Origin of the sequence: Pedobacter alpinus (genome assembly GCF_042684645.1) — a bacterium.
GTDB lineage: Bacteria > Bacteroidota > Bacteroidia > Sphingobacteriales > Sphingobacteriaceae > Pseudopedobacter > Pseudopedobacter alpinus.
On record NZ_JBHULV010000015.1, the window covers coordinates 22,119 to 47,935 of the forward strand.

Below are 25,817 nucleotides of genomic sequence, written 5' to 3' on the forward strand. Positions count from 1 at the left end.
ATTATTCTAATTCTATTAATATTCTTGTTCCTTTATAAATTGGTGTTCCAGCTATTAAAGACTGTGTTTTAACCTCTCCTTTTCCTTTTACAACTGGCGATAAACCTGAATTTCCTAAAACATATAAAGCATCTTTTAAACCCATGCCTTCCACATTAGGAACTAAACCTTTATTCATTTTCACCTCTTTATACGCTATGCCACTATTGGTATCAATACCTAATTCTTCTTGATTGTTAGAAGCCAATAATGCCTTTACGCCAAAAGCTTTGTAAACATTTTGGGTAGATTTTTTATACTTTCCTTTCACCTCTGGCATTCTTGTATTACCTACTAACTGTGGTATTTTGCTTTGGTTATCCATTTCTAAATCGCTACCAAAAACAACATCGGCAACTTCTCTAAAAACTGGCCCAGCAACAGATGCTGCATAATAAGAACCTTTTGTTGGGTTTTGCACTACAACAATCATTGAATATTTTGGGTTATCAGCAGGAAAGTAGCCACAAAAAGAAGCTTGATATTTCCTTTTGCCCTTGTATCCATTTGCCCCATCGGCAACTTGCGCTGTACCTGTTTTACCTGCAATTTTATATAGCGGATTATTGATGGTACTTGCTGTACCTTCTTCAACCACACCTTCTAACATTTCTTTTAACAGGTTTAAAGTATTATCAGAACAAATTTTATCTTTAATTACGCGAGCTTTAAAAAGCTCAACTGTATTACCTAACCTTCTAATTTCATGTACAAATAATGGCGCTATCATTTTACCATTATTAGCAACCGCATTATAAAGCGTTAAAATTTGGATTGGAGTCATTTTTAACTCGTAACCATAAGCCATTTGTGGCAGGGTTAAACCGCTCCACGATTTGCTTTTTGTAGTTTTAATTAATGGCGTTCCCTCTCCTGATATTTGTAAACCTAATTTTTCGCCTAAATGCAAATCATGTAGTTTGCTGGTAAACTCATCAGGATTATCTTTGTAATTTTTATAAATCTGTTTTACAATTGCAACGTTAGATGATCTTTCAAAAGCCACTTTCATGGGTATAACACCCTCATTTTCATGATCTCTTATAGTGTGACGGTAAAGCTTATAATTGCCACCTTCTGTGTCCATAATATCATTTACTCCAAATTTACCGTCGTCCATAGCCACCATATATGATGCTAATTTGAAGGTAGAACCAGGTTCTGCGCTCTGTGCAATTGCATAATTGTAGGTTTCTTTATATTCGTCTTCTCCTACTTTGGTAAAATTTGCAATGGCTTTAATTTCACCCGTTTTCACTTCCATTACCAACACACAACCAAAATCTGCAGCAGATTTTATCAATTGCTTTTTCAAAGCATTTTGAGCCAAATCTTGCATATTAACATCAATGGTTGAGATGATATCGGCACCAGCTTTTGGAGCAATTTCTGCATCATCATTAACAGGCATCCAAACACCACCAGCAATTCTTTGAACTAATCTTTTACCACTTTCACCATTAATATAATCCCCGTAAGCACCTTCAAGGCCCACAGTGGTATTAGATTTCATGTTATAGTAACCAATAGTTCTGTATGCTAAATCTCTAAAAGGCAAAATCCTTTTATTCTCCTGCACAGCAATCATCCCACCTTTATATCTCCCTAAATTGAATATTGGGAACTTTTTAAGTGCTTTTAAATCTTGATAACTGATATTTCTTTTTACTAAAAAATAACGCTGTTTATCTTGCCTTGCATTTCTTAAAGCTCTTGAATATTCACTCTCAGATTTATCTTTAAAATAATTAGATAGCTTAGCTGCTAAAGAATCTACTTTACTGTAAAAAACATCGTTATCTTCTATTCCACCAGCCATAAGATCCATTCTGATATCATACTCAGGAACAGATGTAGCTAACAAACTGCCATCAATAGAATAAATATTTCCTCTTGATGCTTCAACCTCGGCATATTTTGTACTTAGGCTATCAGCCATTGCTCTGTACTTATCTCCTTGTACCACTTGCACATGAAGCATTTTTGCAACTACAGCTACAGCAAAAAGTATGATGAGCCCAAAGGCTGCATACGCTCTTAAAAGAATATTGGTTCTGATATTCATTTTCTAATTTGCTTTTAACTTAATTGGTGGCTGTACTGATACTTTTAAACCAAGCAACGAGTCCACTTTTAATATTACTTCTGTTTGGCGGCTTTTAAACATTAAATCTGCTTTAAGCGTTTTAAAATCCCAGCTCAACTCTTTTACTTCTTTATTTAAACCATCAATTTTTCTGATGTTGTTTTCTGCACTATGTCTGTTGCCAATGTAAACCATGCCTAAAAAGGCTAAAAACAATAAAAACGGCAGTGCCTCTGTGGCAGATTCTTTTGAGAAAGCCTTTTTAGATAATAAAACCGTGAAAAAATTAGGTGCAGCTTCTGGCATTTGCTTTTGCGGAGCTATTGCTGGCTCTGCAAGCTTTTTTTCTGCTTCTATTTCTGACTTTAAACGGTTTGTCATTTCTTTACTGCTATTCTTAATCTTGCACTTCTAGCTCTATTATTTATTTTTATTTCTTCTTCTGTTGCAGTAATTGATTTTTTAACTACTAAATCAAATGGCTTTATTTCATTACCGAAAAAATCTTTTTCTACCATACCAGAGAACTTTCCTTTGGCCATAAAATTTTTAACTAACCTGTCTTCTAAAGAATGGTAAGACATTACCACTAATCTTCCTCCTGGCGCTAAAGCATCTACTGTTTGTTCTAAAAACTCTCTTAAAGCTTCCATTTCTTGGTTTACTTCTATGCGTAAAGCCTGAAAAACTTGAGCTAAATATTTATTCTCTTTTCCTTTTGGCGTATTTTTAGCTATTGCCGATTTTAAATCGTTAATGGTTTGTATAGGATTTACCAACCTTGCAGTAACGATAGTTTGTGCTAAAGTTTTTGCATTTTGGATTTCACCATAAATGCCAAAAATTTTATGCAGTGCATCTTCTGCATACTCGTTAATTACTTGTTTTGCACTTAATGTAGCTGCTTGGTCCATACGCATATCCAAGTCGGCATCAAAGCGAGTAGAAAAACCACGTTCTGGCACATCAAACTGATGTGATGAAACCCCTAAATCTGCCAGGATTCCATTTACCGGAAATAAATCTTGCGCCCTTAAGTTATTTTTTAGGTATCTGAAGTTTTGATCTATAAACACAAACCTATCATCATCAATGATGTTGTTTTGCGCATCAGCGTCTTGATCAAAGGCAACCAAAATGCCATCTTCTCCTAAATTTTTTATAATTTCTTTAGAATGCCCGCCACCGCCAAAAGTAACGTCAACATAAACACCATCTGGCTTTATAGCCAAAGCATCTATACATTCTTTTAACATTACAGGTACGTGGTAATTATTCTCCATCTACTTTCCCTCCTTTGTTTCCCATTACCTCTTCAGCCAAGTTTGCAAAGTTTAGTGGTTCATCATCCAATGTGGTATCGTAAGTAGCTTTATCCCAAACTTCTATTTTATCAAACTGGCAAGACAAAACAACTTCTGTGTTTATACCGGCATATTCTAATAAGCTTTTTGGCAACAAAACCCTACCCGAAGCATCTAAAGTTAAAACTGTTGCTCCTCTGGTGAAATATCTGATAAACTCTCTGGTTTTTTTCTCAAAGGAGTTTAGCAATGCTAATTGCCTAGTAATTTTATCCCACTCGGCTTTGGTGTAAATGGTTAAATGTTTTTCAAAACCACGGTGTACTACTAAACCTTCTGTCTCGGCTAATGGCAATTGCTTTTTTAAACCGGAAGGAACCATTAAGCGGCCTTTCGCGTCAAGCTTACAATCAAATTCACCAATTAGATGAGATACCATTAGACTTTACACAATTTATTAGTGTAAAAGTACAGAATGTATCCACTTTTTCCCACTTTTTACCACAAAAAGTTTTCAACAGTTTAAAAATGGGTTTAAAGGTATTTTAACGTATTTTTTCGAGTTTAAAATGGAGATAAAAATGTATAAAAGTTTAGAAATAAAATTATAATAGACTAAAATACAACAAGATAAGCGATTTTTAATGTCTGGTGGGAAAGAGAGAGTGAAAAGCAGTATTTTAAGATATAAAGTGGGAGAAAAAAGATAATCTTATCTAGTTAAAGATCAGAAAAGGATTGTTTTTTATAAAATGGTCTCACAACTCTGATGAAAATTATACCCACAAATTTTAAGAGGATGAAAATTTATCAATACAAATATTTTAAGCCTAAAACCAAAAAAAGAGACAAGTAAAGCCTCATCGCTTTTTTGAAATTAAAAAATTTGCATTGAACCAATAGTTAAGGTTTTCACAATGTTATTTATTGCTGTAATGCCCTATGGCAGAAATTACCTCAACAAATACTGTATCTTAGTTTATTGAATAAATCATACGATTTTTTTTATTGATACGCCGAGACCAGAAACCTTGAAGGTTGTGTCTTAACTGTTCGGGTTGGCTAACTCCAGTTGTTGGATGCTCTGAAAGCTCCAATAAAATTATTTCAATTTTTTTTATGTTTGATTTATTACCAGACTTATAATGCTGAATAACATCTTTTTTTGCGTTGGCACTTATCGTAACCCTAAACTTCCCCATACATCATTAGGATCAATTTCAAATCGCTCTTTACTAGCGGCAGACTCTTTAACCATTTTAACAAATTCAGGATCATAAGGGCTTTCTTCTTCCACCATCTCAATCCCTTTTTTCTCTTCAACACCTACTTTTATTAACTCTAAAAGTGCTTTTCCGTAATTGCTCCGTTCGTTTATTTTTAAGGTTATTGTTGTCATATTTTTGATATTTAAACACTTAGAATAAGTAGTTAAACAAATATAGTAAAGTTTAGTAATACTATTAGCGCTATCAAAGTAGTTTTGTTCTTTTGTATTATTTAAATTTTAAGGCATTTTACAAATATTTATTTCAACTGTAAGCTTAATTAACACCATTGGTATCAGATTATAAACATAGATTACAAAACCAAAAAAGCGACAAGGAAAACCTCATCGCTTTTTAAGTAAAATTAGAATGATATTAATTAATCCATTATGGCTTTTACACCTGGCAATTCTTTACCTTCCATATATTCTAATAACGCACCACCACCGGTAGAAACGTAACTCACTTGTTCTTCCATATTAAATTTGGCAACTGCTGCTGCAGAATCTCCGCCACCAATTAATGAAAAAGCACCATTTTCGGTTGCTTCTACTACTGCTTCTGCAACAGATTTTGTACCTTTTTCAAATTTAGACATTTCAAAAACACCCATTGGCCCATTCCATAAAATGGTTTTTGACTTTTTAATAATTTCTGAGAATTTTTTTATGGTATCATCACCAATATCTAAGCCCATCCAACTATCCTTAATATGGTCATTATAAGCGTTACCAGTTTCAGCATCGTTAGAAAAAGCATCTGCAATTACAGAATCTGTAGGTATTAATAATTTAACCCCTTTTTCGTTTGCTTTCTTAATCAATTCTCTAGCTAACTCTAATTTATCTTCTTCTACCAAAGATTTACCGATGCTACCACCGTTGGCTTTAACAAATGTATAAGTCATTCCGCCGCCAATGAGTAAATTATCTACTTTATCTAATAGTTTTTCTATCAAAAGTATTTTATCAGAAACCTTAGCACCACCCATTATTGCCGTAAAAGGACGAGCAGGATCATTTAACACTTTCTCTGCATTAGCCAACTCAGAACCCATTAAGTAACCAACATATTTTGCGTTTGGAAAAAACTGAGCTATGATAGCTGTTGAGGCATGCGCTCTGTGAGCAGTACCAAAAGCATCATTCACGTAAACATCGCCTAATTTTGATAATTTTTCTGCAAAGGCTATATCTCCTTTTTCTTCTTCTTTATAAAAACGAAGATTTTCTAACAACAAAACTCCGCCGATAGCTAAATTTTGTGCCTTTTGAATTGCCTGCTCTCCAATACAATCATCAGCAAATTCAACAGTTGTTCCTGTTAATTCTGATAAATGTTTTACGATATGTTTTAAAGAATACTTATCGGTTGGGCCATCTTTAGGTCTTCCTAAGTGCGACATTAAAATTACGCTGCCACCATCTTTTAGTATTTTTTTAATGGTTGGCATAGCTGCCGTCATTCTCTTATCGTCGGTTATATTATATTCTGCATCTAAAGGCACATTAAAATCTACTCTTATTAATGCTTTCTTTCCAGAAAAACTGATATCGTCTATTGTTTTCATTATTTTTTGAATTGAAATGCTAAGCTAAAGTTTTAAGGTTGAAATTGAAAACAATTTTGGGGATTAGTGTAAAAAATACACTATGAATAAATATTTAAAAAGGAGTCGAATCTTAGAGCCTGTTTAAATTTGTATTGTAAAAATGTTTATAGATTATTTTTGAGCGAAACAAGGCAAATTTTGTAGAAATAGCCGGAAGCTATCCAGAAAAATTTAACGAAGTTGCAGCCAAAAATAAGCATAAACAAATTATTAGATAAATTATTAAACAGGCTCTTAAAGAAACGAATTTTAAAATTTGATTTGTATTTATTCTAAACCATCAATAGTAACCTTAACTTTACCAGAGGCAACAACCATTGCAACTATTGCATTTGGGGTTAAAATCACCTTATTTGGTGTAATTGCGCCCAAAGTACCGTTGACTTTCACACCTTTTATGGGTTGGTAATTGTTAAGGTAATTGGCCATTGTTTTTTCTCCATCTGCTAATTGATCTGCAATTGAAAAACGACAAGCATCACTCATTTTTTTAAGGATTAAACCATGTGCTAACCAGTTTCCTACTTTAAGTAATTTACTTTTAGAATCTAAAACAAAATCTACCTGATCTAAGTAAATTTCTTTCTTTGCAGCGTCATAAGCAGGAATTCCAGTTAGATAGAAATCTCCGTTTACAGATCCGCTTAAATTTAAAGCAACAATCATTCTCCCTTCTTTGCCCCATAAATCAACTTTATTTACTGTTACTGAACGGCTGCCAGATTCAAATTTTTGACCGGCAAAGTTCTTAGTCACAACTGCAGACGCATAACTGTATGGTGCAAATGCGGCAACATTGGCGCTAAATTGATCTGGCATTTTATCAACAGCTTTTAAAGCAATTGTATTTCTATCAAAAACCATTGAAGGCTTGCGTCCAATGGCAGTTTCTAAATAGGTTTTTAACCCCATATTTACTGTTATTTTTTGGTTGGCGACCACTGCTTTAGATGCATAAACCTCCACTGGCTGCATGGCAAACCACGATTCGTATTCTTCATTCACCTTAGTTGGCTGACTAAAACTTGTTAAAGCATCTAATACATAAGGTTTAATGTCTAAAGATTGAGCTATGGCATCATCTACCAGTTTAGCTAAGGTTGGTTTAAAAATATTTAAAGCCGGATTAATTAAATAAGTAATTGGGATTGATTTTCCGGCAACACTAACCGAAGGAGATTCTTTCCATTGAATGCTTTGAATGGTAGTTGCTGTAGTAATTTTCCAATCTTTTAAACCTACTAAAGAGTTTAATCTAACAGTTCCGTTTAAATAGAAATCTTTAACATCTGTAATATCTAAACCAAAAGATTGTACACCGTATTTTACTTTTCCATTAATTTTCAAAGGTAAATCCATTACTATCTTACCGTTTTGCTCACTAATAATAATGTTTGATGCTTTAACAACTTTCATCATTAAATTATCTCCATCTAAACTATTGTCTTCATAAATTATCCCGTTAAGGTATTTATTACTTTGATTTTGCAAATCTTTAACAGCTATTTCAACTGGCATATTTATAAAAGAAAGCTGTTTTTCGTAAACTACTTCTGTTGATGAATAATCTGGCAAAGGTTTAAGTGCTTGCACTTGCTTTGAAGTACTACAAGACGTAAAGTATAAACCTGATACTATAATAAACAAGCCTTTAATAATATTTTGATTCATGATTTTAAAATTTGCACAAAGATATTAGGTATTTGTGTATTTTATGTGGGAAGGAAAAATTTTGGAAATATTTTAATTTAAATAGGTTTTGATAGAAATTTAATAATTAATGCAAATACAGCTAAAATTATCAATATGTGAATCATTATTCCGGCAGCAAAAACAAACACTCCCAGTATCCAGCCCACAATAAAGATTATTGCCAATATGTTCAGTATTATCCTCATTTTTTATTTATCTTTTTAGGGATAAACAAAGGCTATGCCATATAAAAACTATTTCTAAATTATTTGATTGTAGGTAAATGGTTTAGAATTTTTTATTGAAAAAAAATTAAATGTATATCCTAGTCCGTTCAAAATTTATAAACTAGCCTTTTTGACCTTTTATTATTTTACCAATAATTGGGGGTAATAAATCTTTAACCAAAATTTTCACCTTTTCTTTAGTGGTTAGTTTAAAAGCTATATTATCTGTTGCATTGTTTTTTCTTTCTTTAAAAAGCGTATTGTGTTTTTCTAAATTCTGGTTAATTTCTGAGGCTGGCCTGCCGTTAGAATAATAGTATAAAGCTAAAGATTTACGGCTCATTCCCTCTGGACAATTTAATGCGTCTGGATGCCCATGATAAGAAAAATCTGTTGTCGAGAATATTGCCATTGTATTAAATACTGGTAATATCTTTTTCTCACATTTTTCCATGTTTTTGTCCCAAAGCTCAAAATAACCTCCGTATTCCTCCTTCCAATCTTTATTTAAATAAACCAAAACATTTATTCTTCTGTCTAAATGTAATTGCGGATGCTTATTAAAATCAGCATGTACTTTTAACAAACCTCCTTTTTTTATCTCATGCTGTCCGCCACCAAAAAAATAAGGATCACCTATTAAAGGTTCTTTAATACCTGTTAATATCTGTAAAAAATTTATGAAAGGTTCTGAATTTAAAAAGTGCATGAAGCTTTTTGTCTTAGGTCCAAAGTTAGATTCGCCTTTACCGGCCAGTTTAATTTGCTTTTGATCGTTAAAGCTAATGCTGTCTTTTTTAGAAAGATCTGGAAATTCCTCTAAAATTTCTTCTAAAAGTTGGGGATTAAAAAAATTATCGAAAGTTGCACTCGGAAATGGGTTAGCGTTTAAATAATTGCTTTGTGCATTCGTAGCTATTTCAATTAAATTTTGATTTGAGATATTTAAAAAACTTTCCATAGAGTATATTTAATTTTTAAAATAAATATACGAATTGGTTATTAAACCACAAGTTTATAGATAATTAAACCTTAAATTAATTTTACTTTAGATATGGTTAAGTTTAAACATAAAAAAACCTTTCAACTTAGCGTTGAAAGGTTTTTAAAATTGGTGGAGAATATCGGATTCGAACCGATCACCTCTTCACTGCCAGCGAAGCGCTCTAGCCAAATGAGCTAATCCCCCTTATTAATTCTGTAAACTTCATCCCTTTCAAGCTTAGCGAAGCGCTTTAGCCAAATGAGCTAATCCCCCTTTTATATTTTTTTTAAATTTTCATTCCAACAAATTTTTCATTCCAACCAACCATCCCTTTCAAGCCTAGCGAAGCGCTCTAGCCAAATGAGCTAATCCCCCTTTTATATTTTTTTTAAATTTTCATTCCAACAAATTTTTCATTCCAACCAACCATCCCTTTCAAGCCTAGCGAAGCGCTCTAGCCAAATGAGCTAATCCCCCTCTTTATGTTGAGAATGCAAATATGTAAAATTCTGAGCTGATTCAATAATAAAAATTTGATTCTTTTATTTATTCAACTATTAATTGGTGTATAATCCTTAACACTACCAACGGCATTAGAACCCTTACCTGAAAAATTACTCACAGAAACACCTACAAATTTTTTAAAGTTTTTTGAAAACGTAAATCGAGAATTAAATAAACATTGTTTCCCTAAAGAATCTACAGTGTATTTATCTAAGTAGCCATTACTTATTAAAGATAAAGCGTAATTTATTTTAATAAGATTGCTGTAATCGTTAATGGTATAATTGCAATAGTATTTGAATATAAAATCTAAATGCCGTTTTGGAATTTTTAATTCTTTGGCTAAAGTTTCTGCGTTTAACGTTGTTTTAGAAATTAAAGGGGTAGATTTTTGTAGCGACTTGATTTCCATAACAACAAAATCAATTTTATTAATAATTGTGTTATAAACAATCATGTCTTTGTCTTCAATTGCTTTTAATGATTTATGATTCCATATTTCAAAATCTTGAGGTTCATTTAATTGAATATTTTTTAACAAAGAATGCTCTCCAAATATAATTACCGGATTTTTAAACATGTACAAAAGAATAATAAACCAAATTAATGATGAATACCTATAAAAGGTATCTAAATTCATTTGAGTGGATAAATCTTTAAAAGAAAAGCAGTTGGAATAAATAACCAATAGAAAAACTAAAGTAACCATCAAAAACAACCAAGTTCTTTTAACCTTATAACTTATCCTATCCATTATTGACTGTTTTTTTCTGAATAAAAACTGTTTAATTGCATAGAGTATCACCGCAAAATAACCTACAGAATAGGCTAAATAAACAAAACGATTAACTCGAAAATCATTAATCACGAAATTTAACAGAATTAATAATGTAGGAAAAATAAAATGTAATAACTCTTTCTTCAAATTTCCTTTATCATAAATAAGTCTGATAAAAAATAAGTAATAAATAGGAATGATATAAAAAGCTAGTATGGGTTTGATTTTTAATGGGCAATACACCATATTTGTAAAGCCTAAAATTTCTATCGCATAAAGAAAGCGTTGTAAACCAACCACTAGTAAAATCACTAAAAAATACCCGTTTTTTTTAAGATTTGATTGCGTATTAAATAGCATTACCAAAACTACAAAAAGGCACAAAAAACCAACTAATAGAGATAATACGTTTAAAAACATGTGTCAAATATGCGAAATATGTTTCGAATATAGCAAATATACTCAGGCAATTCATTTAGCCATAACCTTTATGCTTTACTTGCGTAAGAGTTAAAAAAAAACCAAATTGTTATGAAAAAAATATACTTTTCTTTCTTAGTTATGTTAGCGCTTTTTACATCAGTAAATGTAACCGCTCAAACAAATGTCACTTCTTCTGGAATGTCTATACAAGGGATTGCCCGAGATGAAAATAATGCCGCAATTGCCAATATAGACCAATTAGCATTGGTGTTTACTGTATATTATTTAAACTCTGCCAATGCAGAGCAATTAATTTTAACAAAAACCGCTAATGTAAAAACAGATAACTTTGGAGTTTTTTCTTATGTTTTAGATATAGACCAAAGTCAATATGGGCTAATTAGCTCTCAATCTGCGTATTTAAAAGTTGTACAAGGTAGTGTGGTTTTCTCTAATGAAAAATTGCAGGCAGTTCCTTATGCTATTTTTGCTCAAAACGGCGTACCTACAGGGTCTATTATGCCATTTATAGGTACGGTAGCGCCAAATGGCTGGTTACTTTGCGATGGAAGTGCAATTCCTATCAATACAGTCACTGCGAATCTAAGAACGCTTTTAGGTTCTACTACTACTCCTAACCTAAAGGGAATATTCTTACGTGGAACCGGTACTGCTTCAGCTGGGCATATTGGACCAGCTTTAAAAACAGTGCAACAGGATGATTTTTTAAGCCATTTACACGGGGTTGATATAAATACCGATCCTGCTGGTTTGCATAATCATGCGATAGCAAGAAAATCAAACAACAATAGAGACGCTTATGACCCTAACGATGCAAATAAAGCTGAATCCTCAGCTGTTACAACTGACAGAGCTAATTTAGGTAATTTCGCAACAGGAAATGAAGGGTCTCATGCTCATAGGGTTAATGGGGTTACTAATTCCTTTGGAGGTACAGAAACCCGCCCAATCAATTACGGGGTGAACTACATCATCAAAATATAATTCTACTAGGTTTTTGCCTAGTTTTTTATTATCCAAATAAAATTATCATCATGAAGAATTATATTGTTTTACTATGCCTAATGGCATTAAGTTGCAGCACCTTATTGGCGCAGGAACAAAAAGGAGTGGCTACTGTAATTGGTGCAGCTGCTTCGCAAAAAGATAATTTGAACCACACATTAACTACCCCAATAAAAGGTGTAAATAAAAGTATTACCATTCAACATGTGGGAGTTCAGGTGGGAATGCCATACATGGGGGTAATTAATGCTCCACATGGTTTAACTCCTTCTCAAAATTATACCAAAGATTTAGGTTTCCCTTGGGGGATTCGATACAGATACAATACCTTTTCGGAAGATGCTTTTACGGTGTCTAAAGGCTATTTCAGTGACCGAATAGAACTCAATTGGGATATCAAACAGAACCGGGAGAAAATTGTAAGCATATCGGTTTATAGAACAGAAGATATTGATAGCCAAAATCCAAACTGGGGAAGTGCTTTAAGAACATTACCTTCCGATGCCGGAACTTTTGTGGATAATAATGTGGAGGGTGGCAAATTATATCGCTACAAAGTAGCAGCAAGAGGGGTTGAAATTGAAGGTTTAGAAATTCCTTACAGTACCTTTATAACAGGCATAGGCTACAGAAACCCAACCGGTGTAATTACTGGTAATGTAAGTTTTACTGGTGGAAATCCGGTAAAAGATGTATTGGTAGTGGCAAACCCTACAGGTACCTCATTAAAATTCGGAAGTTCTTTAAAAGTACCCGCAGCAGGTTACATTTCTGTACCTAGGTTACATAATAGCCTTAAAGATTCCATCACTTTACAAGCATGGGTAAAATCAGAAAAAGATTTATCGACATGGGATCAACAACTTGTTATTTACAAATTAGAAAGTAATGCTAATGAATCTTTATCTTTTAACATATTTGCTGGTGGCGGCAGTTATATAGATTTAATTTTAGGAAATTCAAGAGTTGCTATTTTTGGTTATTACCCAAGTGGCGAAATAGATAATAGTGGGAATGACATTTTAGTTCCCATAAACAACATGAACACCGATTTTACTCATTTTAGTGCGGTAATTAGAGACAATAAAGGTGTAGATTTTTACATTAACGGCCGCTTAATTGATGCTGCTTACAGGACTAAAATGAACAGTATTCTTGCCCTAAAAGGATTAGCTCCATTAAGAATTGATATTAATAATTTACCCGTTAGGTTAAATACTTCTGCAAGTGGGCAACCTCAAACATGGTCTCATTTTAAAATGGGAGGAGGAATTTCACAATACTTAGATGAGTTTAGAGTTTGGGAAACTGCATTAACTCCTGCTCAAATAAAACGAGATTATCGTCGCTACCTAAAAGGTAATGAAGCATTTTTGAATACCTACATCAGTGCAAACGAAAAAATTGGTGATTATGCTTATGATTTAGCACATACGGGTTTTAATTTTCATGGTAATAATGCCAAACTAAGCAACCCTTTATTATCAGCGGCCAATACGCCAACGTTTGATAATAGCGGAACTAACATCCCAACCAATACACAATTAGGTATTTTGGGTGTAACAGATGAATTTGGAAATTATGTGATATCAGCCGTACCATACAAAGGCAACGGAGATTCATTTACCATTATTCCTTCGTTGGGCAAGCATGAGTTTAACCCTAAACAACAATTGGCTTTTATTGGTGTAGGCTCTACAGTAGTTAATAAAGTAGATTTTATTGATAAATCGTCTTTTGTATTTAAAGGAATTGCAGTTTATGATAGTAGAGATGTTTTTCCTAAAACTTCAGATGCTCCCATAACGGGCGATATTAAAGAAAATGAAGCTTACAATGCCTACGTAAAAGGTAATGTTAAATATCAAAAAGGAGAATATTGGGCAGTAAAAGACGCCAGTGGGAAAATAACACAGCTGAATAGATATGCACCAATTCCGGTTGCAGGGGCAAACGTATTTATTGATAATATACAAGCCATTGATGCCTTTAATATACCTATCCAAACAGATATTAATGGACGGTTTACCATTGAAGTGCCTATAGGGCAACATGCAATTAGTATAAGTAAAAGCGGACATACTTTTGATTTTGAAGGCAGGTATCCTGCAAGAAATATTTCTGTAGTAAACGGAATAACTACTACTACAAATACCTACCAAGACTTTTTTGAGGACCGAGAAGAACCTATTACGTTTATTGACAACACTAAAGTTACGGTAGTGGGTAGGGTTGTAGGCGGAACAGTACAAGCAGATAAAGAAATTGGATTTGGTGCAGATGGTAAAAAAACTTATGCTTATAAAGATGCAAACGGCATAAGCAGAACAACAGTTTACACTTCTGAAAACAATATTGGTACAGCAAATTTAACGCTTGGTTACCTACCTACTGGTGCAACTAGCGTAACGCCAGAATATAAAACTAGTTTTAGAACCAATGCTGAAACAGGAGAATATCGCGTAGCATTATTACCATTAAATTATATTTTATCTAAAAATGATTTAACATTTACCAGTGGTAAAAACCCCGATAATATCCCAATTTTAGACGCTGATAGAACCATTAATTTTACTGCTATTAATGGATTAAGATATCCGACGTTTGTTCAAGGAAAAGATACCATTACTGGTAAACCTTATCAAGAAGTATTAAAATTTACTCATGTTGCAGCACCAATTCATAAGGTGTTAAGCCAAACTTCTGATCAAACTATGGTTAGTAATGGTATCACCTATACCATAGCACCAACTCAAGCAACGCCTATTTACACCCAATTTTTAAATTATAGCATTGAGGTACAAGGGCAAGAAATTTATAAAAATTACGATAAGAGTTTAACCAATCCCGTAGTAAGTACGGTGCCGGTAGAAGGCGGTGAATTGGTGCCCACCAATAATTTAGCGTTAGCAGAAAGTGAAAAAATTGAAGTTTCTTCCAAAGATCCTAGTATTTTGATTTATAGTTTTCAAGGAGGAACACCAAATACCGATATAGGAACAGGTTTTAAAAGAACAATTGATTTAAAATTTAGAACAAACGGTATTGATTATCCTGTACTTAATTATAAAACAGATGGTATTTTATTAGGTGGTGTGAGTGATGGTTCGCAAACATTTGTAACCGCAGGACCAGAAATACCTGATATTATATTAAGAGACCCTCCCGGCTCTGGTAGTTCTGCAACTATAGAAAAAGGTTCTTCTTTTAGTTTTACTAAAGAAACTACAACAACAGGCACCTCTGGAACCGACTTTAGCTCAACCATATCTGCTGGAACCACATTAACATTGTCGGGTGGTTTAGTGCCACTACCAGAAATTACAACTGAAGCTACAGCTGATGCTACAGCAGGAATGACTTCTACCAGTTCAACTACAGATGGGAAAAGTGTGAGCACTACGTATTCATTTAGTCAAACTATTTCTACAAGCGATGACCCAGACTGGATTGGAAGCGATGCCGATATTTATATTGGAACTTCGGCCAATCAATTTTATGGGACTTATAACGATTTAGTAGTCACAACAGAGAGGAATACTGTGCCCATTGCTGTAACTTATATGAATGGTGCAGTTAAAACGAATACAAACCTATATCCTAAGGTGAATAAAGCTATGTACTTTAGCGACTCGCCAGAGAAAACAACATTTGTATATACACAGCGTAATATTTTAACCGAGCTTATACCTAATTATTTAGATATTATTGCCCAAATTAATGCAGGAACACTTAAAGAAAATCAAAATGGTGTACTTACAAAAAGTGCTTACAATTCATCCATTAACCTTTGGAGAAAAATAATTTTAAATAACGAGTTACAAAAATACCAAGCTTTTAAAGATAAAGACCAATTGAGAGCTTCGTTAAATAGTATTATTGAGAGCTTAAAAGACCCTGTAACTAAAAAATTATCTCCTTCTGATAAAGCACTTCAAGACTTACTAAATAAAACTTTTTTCGAAAACATTTCTTTTGATGCCGGTATAGGCGAAATAACAAAAGGGCTGGGTATTGGGCGTTTAAGTTCTACTTCCTATGCTTATGAAGTGCAAGTAGATGAAGCCTTTATTGTTGCATCTGGACTTACGGTTAATGATTCTGGTTTTGCTATGGAAAGTACAACTACTACGGGGTCTGGCTCTGGCAGTGCAGATACGGATGATGATGAAGAAACTACTACCATTACTTATACCTTAAAGGATAATGATGCAAATAACCTATTAAGTGTAGATGTTATAAATGCTTTTGATGGCAATGGCCCCATTTTTATCACCAAAGGTGGGCAAACATCATGTCCTTATGAGGGACCAGAATTATCACATTTCTACAACCCAACACATCCAAATGTTACTAACCCATCAGCCACTATTGTTGATCTTCCTGCAGCTAGTCAAATGCAGTTATCTTTACCAACTGTAGCGATAGAAAAACCAGAAATAACCGTAAACGTTGCGAATGTAGTGGGGATTTTTGACGGGAGAAATGCAGAATTTGTGCTTCAGTTGCGCAATACAAGTACAGTAAATAAAGACGCTACTTTTAAGCTTTACATAGACCAAAGTACAAATCCGGATAATGCGGCAATTAATATAGAACCTAACGGTACTTTTATTACTATTCCGGCTGGTAAAACGGTGCCATACACCATGACCCTTAAAAAGGTAAAACAAGATCAGTTTAATTATAAAAACATCAAAGTAATACTAGAGTCTAGTTGTGATGGAGATGCAACAAGTAGTGTTTTGGTATCAGCTACTTTTGTTCCTGCTTGTTCGCCGGTTGCTATTATGGCGCCGTCAAATAACTGGCTATTAAACAAAAATACGGCTATAGACGGTGCAACAACCAAACCTGTAAATATAAAACTTGGCGATTATAATACCAGTTTTGCTAGTTTCCAAAAAATAAGTTTAGAATATAGGTTAAAAGGAACACCTAACTGGATTGGCTTAAGAACATATTATAAAACGCAACAAGACTTTAATACAGCTTTGGCTGGAGGCGATACCAATATAGAATTAATTGTTGGTGCCGAATTAAATTATGCTTGGGACATTGCAGGTTTAGGTTTAGCAAATGGAAATTATGAATTAAGAGCCCGTACAAGTTGCAACAACCAAACTGCTTTTGAATCTACAGTTATAGAAGGAAAAGTTGATTTAACTTCGCCAGTTTTATTTGGTACGCCAACACCAAAAACCGGAATTTTAGGTTTAGGTGATGATATCACTTTAAGGTTTAACGAACCAATTAAAACAAATGGTACGGTAACAAAATTTGAATTTTTGGTTCAAAAAAATCAAAGCCCGGTAAAACACGAGGTTTCTTTGGCTTTCGATGGTTCAAACAATACCGCAACAATTAATAAACCTGCTATTACAAGTGGCGATTTTAGTATTGAGTTTTGGTTAAAAAATACTACCACAGCTGCAACGGCAGTTCTTTTAAACCAAAACAATGGGATTAAAATAGAATTGAATGGTATGGCTTTAAAGTATACCATAGGTGGACAAAGCATCCAAACAAACATTACTAAAGACAACACATTTAACCATTATACACTTTCCTATGATGCAACAGCAAATAAGCTCACTATTATTGAAAATGATAAAGAGCTAAAAACACAAGCTGTAACTGGGAAATTAAATTTAAATAATGAAAATGCAATTGTTTTAGGTGGAAATACCTTTAAAGGAAACCTTCACGATTTAAGGTTTTGGAAACGAGGAATTACTAGAGAAGAATCAGCAGCTAATATGAGTGCTTCATTAAACGGTAATGAAACCAATCTTATTGGCTATTGGCCAATTAATGAAGGAAGCGGAATAATTGCTAACGATTTATCCCGATACAAACATTTGGTGATTGCCAACACCAACTGGGATATTAGCCCAAAAGGTACGGCTTACAATTTTGATGGAACCAATTACATTACATTAGCTGATGCTGCCAAAGTAATTATCTCTAAAGAAATGGACGCTACACTTTCATTTTGGATGAAAACTGGTCAAACCAGTGTGGCTACTTTATTATCAAATGGTAAAGGAGATGCTAATGATGCTGTTGAAAGTAATGGATACAGAAACAAATGGGCATTAACTTTAAATGCTAGCGGTTTTATTGAATTACATGCAGAAGCTAAAACTTATCCATTTGGCACCATCAAAGTAAATAACAACAGCTGGCACCATGTTGCTTTAAGTTTAACCAGAAATGGCTCTATCAGAATGTATATTGACGGCAACCAAGTACAGTCTTTTGCGGCTACAGATTTGGGAGGCTTTACATCAAGCAATATTTTTGTTGGTGCTAGAGGTAAAATTAGTCCTTTAAGTATAGATCAAAACTATGTGGGTTTAATGGATGAATTACGTTTCTGGGAATCGGCCCGCACTGGCGATCAAATAAAAGCAGACCAATACCATGAAGTAGATTTTAACAGTACCGGATTAATATTATATGCTAATTTTAATAAACCAGAAGTAACAAATGCTTTTGGCCCAAAATACTATTATCCATTAAATACTACGGAGAAGGCGAGTAGTTACGCTTTATTAAATAATAAGCCATTGGCGTTTACTGATGAAACACCTGCAATTAAACCATTTAAACCAACAGAGTCAATTGTGGTTAATGCGGTTATAAACGGTGATCAAATTACTTTAAATCCGCAAATTAAAGATTGGTCTAGTGTGGAAGGTAAGATAGCCAACATTACGGTTTCTAATTTGAATGACATGGCAGATAACAGGCAAGAATCGCCAATAACTTGGACAGCATTCATCAATAAAAATCCCGTTAAATGGTTTATTGAAGGCCATAGTGATGTGGTAAATTTAATAAAAAGAACTAATGAGAGTTTATCTTTTGATATTACCATCATAAATAAAGGCGGTACTATTTTACCTTATACCATTGATTTACCAAGTTGGTTAACTTTATCATCAAATTCTGGAAATATAGCGGCAAACTCTAAAACTACATTAATAGCAACTGTAAATACAGATTTAGCTGTTGGCGATTATAACACCATGTTATCTTTAGCTACAAATTACGGCTATAATGAAAAAATACAACTAGATTTAAGAGTACTTGAAAAAGAACCTAATTTAGTAGTTGACCCTAAAAAGTTTAGCCAATCAATGAATATTATTGGTAGAGTAAAGCTTGGAGATATTTTTACTGATGATATTTACGATAAAGTAGTAGCAACCGTTAACGGCGAAATTAGGGGAGTTACAAGTGTAGTTTATGATGCTAGTTTTAAAGAGCACTTTGTTTTCCTTACCGTTTACAGCAATGCGTTTAGCGGTGAAGATGTTTCGTTCTATATTTGGGATGCATCTGACGGAAAATTAAAAGAAGCTGTTTTAAACACCAATTTCACTATTCCGTATGTTCCTGATCAAATTATTGGAACCTATACCAACCCGGCAATTTTTAATAATACGGCCGTTACTGGGCAACAAATTGCCTTAAATGAAGGTTGGACATGGACTTCTTTTAACGTTACAGATGCTAGATTTAACAATTTGAATTCTTTAACAAGTAGTCTTAATTTAAAAACTTCGGACTTAATAAAATCTAATGCCCCTGCATTGTTTGATGCTTATGAAACTAATATAGCTAATCCTACATTAAGCGGTTGGAGCGGAACGGTATCTGGAAATGGTGGCATATCAAGCACTAAAATGTATAAGGTTAAATTAACCACGGCTCAAAATTTTAATATAAAAGGAGTGCCTGTTGATTTAAATACTTGGTCTTTTGATTTGTTGCAAAACTGGAACTGGTTGCCTTTTGTGGTATCCAAAAACATCCCAATTGCAGATGCTTTGGCCAATTTAAATGCAAGTGATGGCGATTTAATTAAATCACAATCTTTATTCGCTATTTATAGCCCACTAACCGGCTGGAAAGGTTCATTAACCTATTTAAAAGCAGGCGAAGGCTATATGTTAAATACAGTTTTACCGCAAAGGTTTACCTATCCAGAGTATTTGAACAGGTTAAACACCAAAACAAATGCTACAGGCGGAGTAATAAAAGTAAACAGTACAGCAGGTAAAACAAGTGTAACAAGTTCTGTTGCCGAGCCAGCTGTAACTAATACTTTATTGGATAAAAACTATGCTCAGTTTGCAAGTAATATGAGCGCTGTAGTTAAACTTCCAGAAGGTTATGAAGACCTATCTTTCTACAATGATTTAGGTCAATTAAGAGGCAACAGCCAAACTCAAAATATTGGAGGAGTTAATTTAGCCTTTATTACTATTTTTGGCGATAAACAAGAGAAATTAACCGCTTATTTAGGTAAAGGAAGCAATGCTCAAGTTACTTCTAAAACAATAAGTTTTTCTCCCGATGCAATTTTGGGCAGTATTGCTAAACCGGTAATTATTGATTTCTTAACAGAGAAAATAAATGTTTATCCAAACCCATTTATTAATGATTTTGAAATTTTGATAAACACCAAAGAAGCAGGCGACGCTAAAATTCTTATTCATAATATGCTAAACCAAAAAGTGTATGAAAGTGACGCCAAAATAAACGCTGGAAATAATGTTTTAAAAGTACAGCCAAACTTAGCAGCTGGGGTTTATTTATTGAAACTACAAATTGCTGATAAAGTGATTTATCAAAAAATTATAAAAAACTAAAACCATTTCTGTAGCCTGTTAATTTAGGCTACAGAATTAAATTATTGATATGAAAAAGACAGCATTCTTTTACTTTCTATTCTTTACCCTTTGCCAAAGCTTATTTGCACAAGCACCAAATTGGACAGTTAAAGAAAATGATTACCAGTACACCATGACGTTTGTAGCAAAACTAAATGCAGATGGCAAACAACTCATTACAGCAAATGATAAAGTTGCGGCCTTTGTTGGGAATACTTGCCGTGGAGTTAGTGGAGTTACGTATGTTGCTAATGAGAAAAACTATTATGCATTTTTAACAGTTTTTTCTAACCAGCAGGGCGAAACCATTAGTTTTAAACTTTATGATAGCGCAGGTGATAAAACAAAATCGGTAACCAAAACAATTCCTTTTGTTGTAAATGAACATAGAGGCAATTTGTTTCAGTCTTACAGCATTGCAGAACCAGCGCTAAACAATCAATCAGAAATTCTTTCTTTTAATTTTTTAGATATGACAAGCTTATCTTCAATAATTAGCAGTGGAAATGTGAATATCAATATATCTGAAAGTTATCCTTTAAATAACCTAAAACCTGTTTTTACATTAAGCAAGGGGGCAAATCTTTACAAAAACAAAGTTTTACAAAAATCGGGAGAAGTAACTGATAATTTTTTAGCTGCTATAACCTATGAAGTTTTATCTGAAGATGAATCTAATTTAAAAAGCTATAAAGTGAATGTTGGGCAACAAGCAGACCCTACTCTATTTTATAAAAAAGATGCAGTTTGTTATGCCCGTGGCGCAATAAAAGTAGTATCTAAAAAAGAAGGTGCTACTGTGCAAGTAAGTAGTAATGGCAAAACGGTTGCCACCAAACAAATAGTAAATGGCGAAGCGCAATTTTCAGATTTAAATGCAGGGTCTTACATTGCAACTTTAGGCAATGATTTCAAAGTGATAAACATTACAATTAAATACAACTAAAGATGAAAAACATAAATAGAAGCTTAAAAATTGTTGCCTGTTTAATGGTGTTATTTTTCTTTTTAGGATGTAAAAAAGAAAGTACTTGTAAAAATGTGGTTCAAGGAGATTGGGAATTGGTGCCTTAAAATTGGTTTATAACTATCAAACCTTAATCCATTAAAAAATCGGTTCAGAAAAACTGAACCGATTTTTTCTTTAACCAAATTTAACAAAAACTGATTTACTTATCAAATCTTTATCAAAACCTATTTCATAAACGGGTAATCAGTATATCCTTTTTCTCCCGGAGTATAAAAAGTGTCCATATCAGGTTGGTTTAATTTAGCATCAGCTTTAAAGCGTTCTTCTAAATCTGGGTTAGCAATATAAGTTTTCCCAAAAGCTATTAAATCTGCTGTGTTTTCTTCCAAAGCTTTCTCGGCACTTTCCTTATCAAAATTGCCGCAAAGTATCAATGTACCTTCATAGTTTTCTCTTATGTTTTCTAAAACATTTTGAGGTAAAGGTGTTGAACCCATTGCAGAATGATCTAATAAATGAATATAACCCACGCCCAGTTTATTCAATTCTTTAGACAAATAATCATAGGTTTCTTCCATTTCTGGGTAAGCGCTCATATCATTAAAAGCTCCATTTGGAGACAACCTCACTCCTACTTTTTCCGCACCAATAGCTTCAATAGTCTGTTCAACAATATCTAATAAAAATTTAGACCTTGTATGAATACTTCCGCCAAAATCATCTTTACGATAATTGCTATTTGGATTTAAAAATTGCTCTACCAAATAACCATTTGCACCATGAATTTCTACCCCATCAAAACCCGCTTCAATAGCTAATTTAGCAGCATCAACATATTCTGTAATGGCTTCCTCAACTTCATTGGTCGTCATTTCTTCTGGCAAATCGTTCTCTTTCATTCCCTCAGCATCGGTGAACATTTGACCTTCTGCTATAATTGCAGATGGAGCTAATACTTTTGCGCCATCTGGCAAATTTAAATGATGCGCTACCCTACCGCAGTGCATTAATTGTAAAAATATCTTACTACCCTTATCATGCACTTCTTTAGTTACTAATTTCCAACCATCAACGTGGTGTTGGTTATACATAGCCGGTATTCTTGGGTAGCCGATACCATTTGGTGATGGTGATGTTCCTTCGGTAATAATTAAACCTGCGCCAGCTCTTTGTCCGTAATAGGTTGCCATTAATTCATTCGGAGTGTTATTTTCTACGGCTCTAGAGCGTGTCATAGGAGCCATAACCATATGGTTTTTTAATTGGAGTTTACCCAACTGAATAGATTCAAAAAGTTTCATGTAATTATTGTTTTAGATGTTTAAACAAACAACAACTAAGCCATATGTTAATTTTTGATAATCATTTATTGGTAAAGAAAATTTTGAATTGTTTTTTAGGGTTTTTAACATACTTTCCACTAAACTCCTTTCCACTCCGCTCAGAAATGCAATCCAAGGTATCGTTTCAATCGTTAACCTGTCGGCCATTTTTAAGCTATGGATTATAACTTTAACATCATCTAAAAAACTGACTTTTATTTATATTTTTCTATTTTCTGCATCATTCACATTATCATCAAGAATAAGATCAATTTCTCAAACTTTTTTTGTCAATTTAATTTATTATTCTACATTTAAGAACATAGAGTCCAGCTAACTTTAAGCTATTGAAGTTAGACATATTGTTTCTATTAATAGTTGTTCTTTTAATACTATTATTAATATTTATACTAAAATAGAACCACTTAAAGCGTTTCTATTTTGATATTACTTGTGTCTCTTTATAGTTTAATAACTGAGACGTATATTCTACTAAACCTTCTAGTCAAGGTCTTTTTTTTAGAATGTTTTGACAACAATTTTAATTCTAACTGCAAGTCAAACATTATATGTTCCTAATCTTTTGCAGTAACAATTCTTTTTGTTCAATTTTAAAAACAAATTTTATGTCAAATCAAATAAATGTAATTATCACCAATGATAATTACAGTAACAATCATGAACTTTTAGGACACTATAGAAATGGTATTTTAGTTATTCATATAACAACAACCATTCCTGAGGTCATATGTATTTCAGTAGATCATCACTCTGTTAACATTGTTGATATAGCAAAATGTCTTAACCTACTTAGGAAAAAGCTATGTAATTGTGAAATGCTGATTAATAACGCAACTGTTATGAGGTATTATAGTAATGCTCAGAGTTTTTGTTTATTTGGAAAATCAGAAGGTGACTTAGCAAATGAATGTATTAAAGAAATACATTTTCATATCACCTATTCCTTACACAAGCTCAATTTTTAGATTGAGTCTTTTCTATTTTCTCGCTAATAAGCAAAAAATAATACTTATTAGCGAGATTATTGATTAAATAGGTTTAATTTCCAAAAATCACAGCAAAATATATTAGTTTTGTGTTTGAAAACTGCAAATAACTTATGAGTAAGATAAAATTATTCTTTCTGTTGAATCTAGTGATAATTTCTTCATTTTCCTTCGCTCAAGAAACTAGTTTTTGGCCAAATCAACTTGGTTTAACTGTAAAGCAAATGAAAAAAAATATAGGTGAAGAGTTCAATATCACTAAGATTTCAGAGGATTCTAATACTATTAATATAAATAAAGCTTTTATACTTAACCGAGAAGCTCAGATATTAGCTCAAGGATATAATGGTCATGTATATATTATTACTCTGTCATTTTCTTCGTTTAAACAAGATTTATTTAAAGATCTCAATATTCATTTTACCAAAAAATATGGAAAACCAATACATCCTTTTAAGAATGAAATGTATAACGATGAAGTTGCTGATGGCAAAAAGGTAACTTTTTGGGATCTGAAAAAATATACAATTATGCTAAGCCTCTCCAATTTTGGTTTATCAATCCAGTATTTAGACACGGAATTATATAAAGAAAGACAAAAGGAATTTTCTAAGCAATTAGACCAAGAAAAAAATAAGCTTTAACAGTAAGTTATTATTCAAAGCAGTTTGATCTCCATCAATTAGATAAAAAAGCTGAACTATAAGTAAGCTACATTCCAATCAGGGTCTCTCTTTCGAGGACCCTGATTGGTTTTTAACAGAAAAATCAATTTCCCGTAAGATATTGATAAATCAACTTGGCCGTTTTTTCAGATGCCCCCGGTTTTCCCATAATCTCAGCTAATTGCTGGTAATTGTTCAGCATAACAGAACGTTGGGTACCCGATGTAATTTGTTTCAAATTTTCTGAAATCAAATCAGTATTGCAATCTTCTTGTATTAATTCTTTCACCACTTCCCTATCCATAATTAAGTTTACCAAAGAAATAAACCTAATATTAACAAGCAACCGAGCAATACCAATAGATATTTTACTGCCTTTATATAAAACCACTTGCGGAATATTAAGCAAAGCAGTTTCTAAAGTTGCAGTTCCTGATGTTACTAAGGCAGCTTCAGCGTTCAATAATAAATCGTAAGTGGCGTTAAAAACTATAGGAATATTTAATGTTTGTAAATATTCTTGATAAAATTCCTTGTTAAATGATGGCGCACCAGCAATAACAAATTGATGGTTTGGAAATTTATCCACCACGCTTAACATATCTGGCAAAATATATTTAAGTTCTTGTTTTCTACTTCCCGGCAACAACGCAATAATAGGTTTTTCTGTAAGCTGATAATCCTTTTTAAAATTTAGGTTAGGTTTAAAAGCTTCAATAGCATCTAGTAATGGGTTGCCAACGTAATCTACCTGCATTCCCCATTTATTGTAAAAATCTACCTCGAAAGGTAAAATACAGAACATTTTATCTACGTCACGCTTTATTTTGAGAACTCTTTTTTGGTTCCAAGCCCACACTTTTGGCGAAATATAATAACATACTTTTATGCCCTGTGCTTTAGCAAATTTGGCTATTTTAAGATTAAAGCCGGGGAAATCGATCAAAATCAAAACATCTGGCTGGTATTGTAAAACATCTGTTTTACATTTAGCCATGTTTTTTAATATGGTTCTTAAATTAATTGCCACTTCTAAAAAACCCATAAAAGCCATATCGGCGTAATGCTTTACTAAAGTACCGCCTTGCGCTTGCATTAAATCGCCACCGTAAAATCTAAATTCAACTTCGTTATCCACCTCTTTTAATGTTTTCATCAGGTTAGATCCGTGTAAATCTCCTGAAGCTTCGCCGGCTATGATGTAGTATTTCATGGTTTTAGTATT

19 protein-coding genes and 1 tRNA gene are annotated in these 25,817 nt (G+C 33.2%); 6 read left to right on the plus strand and 14 right to left on the minus strand.

Features of this window, described 5'->3' with window-relative positions:
* Position 1: 1 nt before the first annotated feature.
* From ACFSSE_RS05295 to ACFSSE_RS05350, 12 genes are all read right to left on the minus strand, one after another.
* Complete coding sequence (locus ACFSSE_RS05295; RefSeq protein ID WP_379042266.1) at positions 2 to 2,104, minus strand: penicillin-binding protein; 2,103 nt, start codon at positions 2,102 to 2,104, stop codon at positions 2 to 4.
* A gap of 3 nt (positions 2,105 to 2,107) precedes the next feature.
* Entirely contained in the window at positions 2,108 to 2,506 is a 399-nt protein-coding gene (locus ACFSSE_RS05300; RefSeq protein ID WP_379042264.1) for an FtsL-like putative cell division protein, read from the minus strand.
* Positions 2,503 to 3,408, minus strand: a complete 906-nt coding sequence (rsmH, locus tag ACFSSE_RS05305; RefSeq protein ID WP_379042262.1) for a 16S rRNA (cytosine(1402)-N(4))-methyltransferase RsmH — start codon at positions 3,406 to 3,408, stop codon at positions 2,503 to 2,505. The genes ACFSSE_RS05300 and rsmH overlap by 4 nt, the downstream gene beginning before the upstream one ends.
* On the minus strand, positions 3,398 to 3,868 hold the full coding sequence (gene mraZ, locus ACFSSE_RS05310; RefSeq protein WP_379042261.1) for a division/cell wall cluster transcriptional repressor MraZ: 471 nt from the start codon (positions 3,866 to 3,868) through the stop codon (positions 3,398 to 3,400). Before mraZ ends, rsmH begins: the two co-directional genes overlap by 11 nt.
* Positions 3,869 to 4,403: 535 nt before the next feature.
* Entirely contained in the window at positions 4,404 to 4,631 is a 228-nt protein-coding gene (locus ACFSSE_RS05315) for a Txe/YoeB family addiction module toxin (RefSeq protein ID WP_379042259.1), read from the minus strand.
* A complete protein-coding gene (locus tag ACFSSE_RS05320) occupies positions 4,607 to 4,828 on the minus strand; it encodes a DUF2683 family protein (RefSeq protein ID WP_379042257.1) in 222 nt (73 codons plus the stop codon). Before ACFSSE_RS05320 ends, ACFSSE_RS05315 begins: the two co-directional genes overlap by 25 nt.
* A gap of 248 nt (positions 4,829 to 5,076) precedes the next feature.
* Positions 5,077 to 6,267 carry a phosphoglycerate kinase gene (locus ACFSSE_RS05325; RefSeq protein WP_379042255.1) on the minus strand — a complete coding sequence of 397 codons (1,191 nt, stop codon included), beginning with the start codon at positions 6,265 to 6,267 and terminating at the stop codon, positions 5,077 to 5,079.
* A gap of 309 nt (positions 6,268 to 6,576) precedes the next feature.
* Positions 6,577 to 7,980 carry a DUF4403 family protein gene (locus tag ACFSSE_RS05330; RefSeq protein ID WP_379042253.1) on the minus strand — a complete coding sequence of 468 codons (1,404 nt, stop codon included), beginning with the start codon at positions 7,978 to 7,980 and terminating at the stop codon, positions 6,577 to 6,579.
* Between the two features lie 77 nt (positions 7,981 to 8,057).
* Positions 8,058 to 8,207, minus strand: a complete 150-nt coding sequence (locus ACFSSE_RS05335) for a lmo0937 family membrane protein (RefSeq protein ID WP_379042251.1) — start codon at positions 8,205 to 8,207, stop codon at positions 8,058 to 8,060.
* 142 nt (positions 8,208 to 8,349) lie between these two features.
* Positions 8,350 to 9,189, minus strand: a complete 840-nt coding sequence (locus tag ACFSSE_RS05340; protein ID WP_379042249.1) for a 2OG-Fe(II) oxygenase — start codon at positions 9,187 to 9,189, stop codon at positions 8,350 to 8,352.
* Positions 9,190 to 9,340: 151 nt separating this feature from the next.
* Positions 9,341 to 9,417, minus strand: a tRNA-Ala gene (locus ACFSSE_RS05345).
* 346 nt (positions 9,418 to 9,763) lie between these two features.
* Entirely contained in the window at positions 9,764 to 10,915 is a 1,152-nt protein-coding gene (locus ACFSSE_RS05350; protein WP_379047399.1) for a helix-turn-helix domain-containing protein, read from the minus strand.
* A 111-nt stretch (positions 10,916 to 11,026) separates the two neighbouring features.
* Here ACFSSE_RS05350 and ACFSSE_RS05355 point away from each other — a divergent pair, with 111 nt between their 5' ends.
* From ACFSSE_RS05355 to ACFSSE_RS05370, 4 genes are read left to right on the plus strand one after another with little or no spacing between them, the layout of a single operon-like run.
* Positions 11,027 to 11,923, plus strand: coding sequence for a phage tail protein (locus tag ACFSSE_RS05355; protein WP_379047397.1), 897 nt, complete (start codon positions 11,027 to 11,029; stop codon positions 11,921 to 11,923).
* Between the two features lie 50 nt (positions 11,924 to 11,973).
* A complete protein-coding gene (locus ACFSSE_RS05360) occupies positions 11,974 to 20,607 on the plus strand; it encodes a LamG-like jellyroll fold domain-containing protein (RefSeq protein ID WP_379047394.1) in 8,634 nt (2,877 codons plus the stop codon).
* A 49-nt stretch (positions 20,608 to 20,656) separates the two neighbouring features.
* A complete protein-coding gene (locus ACFSSE_RS05365) occupies positions 20,657 to 21,574 on the plus strand; it encodes a hypothetical protein (RefSeq protein WP_379047391.1) in 918 nt (305 codons plus the stop codon).
* A gap of 2 nt (positions 21,575 to 21,576) precedes the next feature.
* Complete coding sequence (locus ACFSSE_RS05370) at positions 21,577 to 21,702, plus strand: hypothetical protein (RefSeq protein ID WP_379047388.1); 126 nt, start codon at positions 21,577 to 21,579, stop codon at positions 21,700 to 21,702.
* 120 nt (positions 21,703 to 21,822) lie between these two features.
* Here ACFSSE_RS05370 and ACFSSE_RS05375 read toward each other — a convergent pair whose 3' ends face one another.
* Entirely contained in the window at positions 21,823 to 22,899 is a 1,077-nt protein-coding gene (locus ACFSSE_RS05375; protein WP_379047385.1) for an alkene reductase, read from the minus strand.
* 647 nt (positions 22,900 to 23,546) lie between these two features.
* On the opposite strand from ACFSSE_RS05375, the gene ACFSSE_RS05380 reads away from it, so the two are divergent.
* Both ACFSSE_RS05380 and ACFSSE_RS05385 read left to right on the plus strand, forming a co-directional pair.
* Positions 23,547 to 23,906 carry a hypothetical protein gene (locus tag ACFSSE_RS05380; protein ID WP_379047382.1) on the plus strand — a complete coding sequence of 120 codons (360 nt, stop codon included), beginning with the start codon at positions 23,547 to 23,549 and terminating at the stop codon, positions 23,904 to 23,906.
* A 134-nt stretch (positions 23,907 to 24,040) separates the two neighbouring features.
* Positions 24,041 to 24,571 carry a hypothetical protein gene (locus ACFSSE_RS05385; RefSeq protein ID WP_379047379.1) on the plus strand — a complete coding sequence of 177 codons (531 nt, stop codon included), beginning with the start codon at positions 24,041 to 24,043 and terminating at the stop codon, positions 24,569 to 24,571.
* A gap of 124 nt (positions 24,572 to 24,695) precedes the next feature.
* On the opposite strand, the gene lpxB is transcribed toward ACFSSE_RS05385, so the two are convergent.
* Entirely contained in the window at positions 24,696 to 25,805 is a 1,110-nt protein-coding gene (gene lpxB, locus ACFSSE_RS05390) for a lipid-A-disaccharide synthase (protein WP_379047376.1), read from the minus strand.
* Between the last annotated feature and the right edge of the window lie 12 nt (positions 25,806 to 25,817).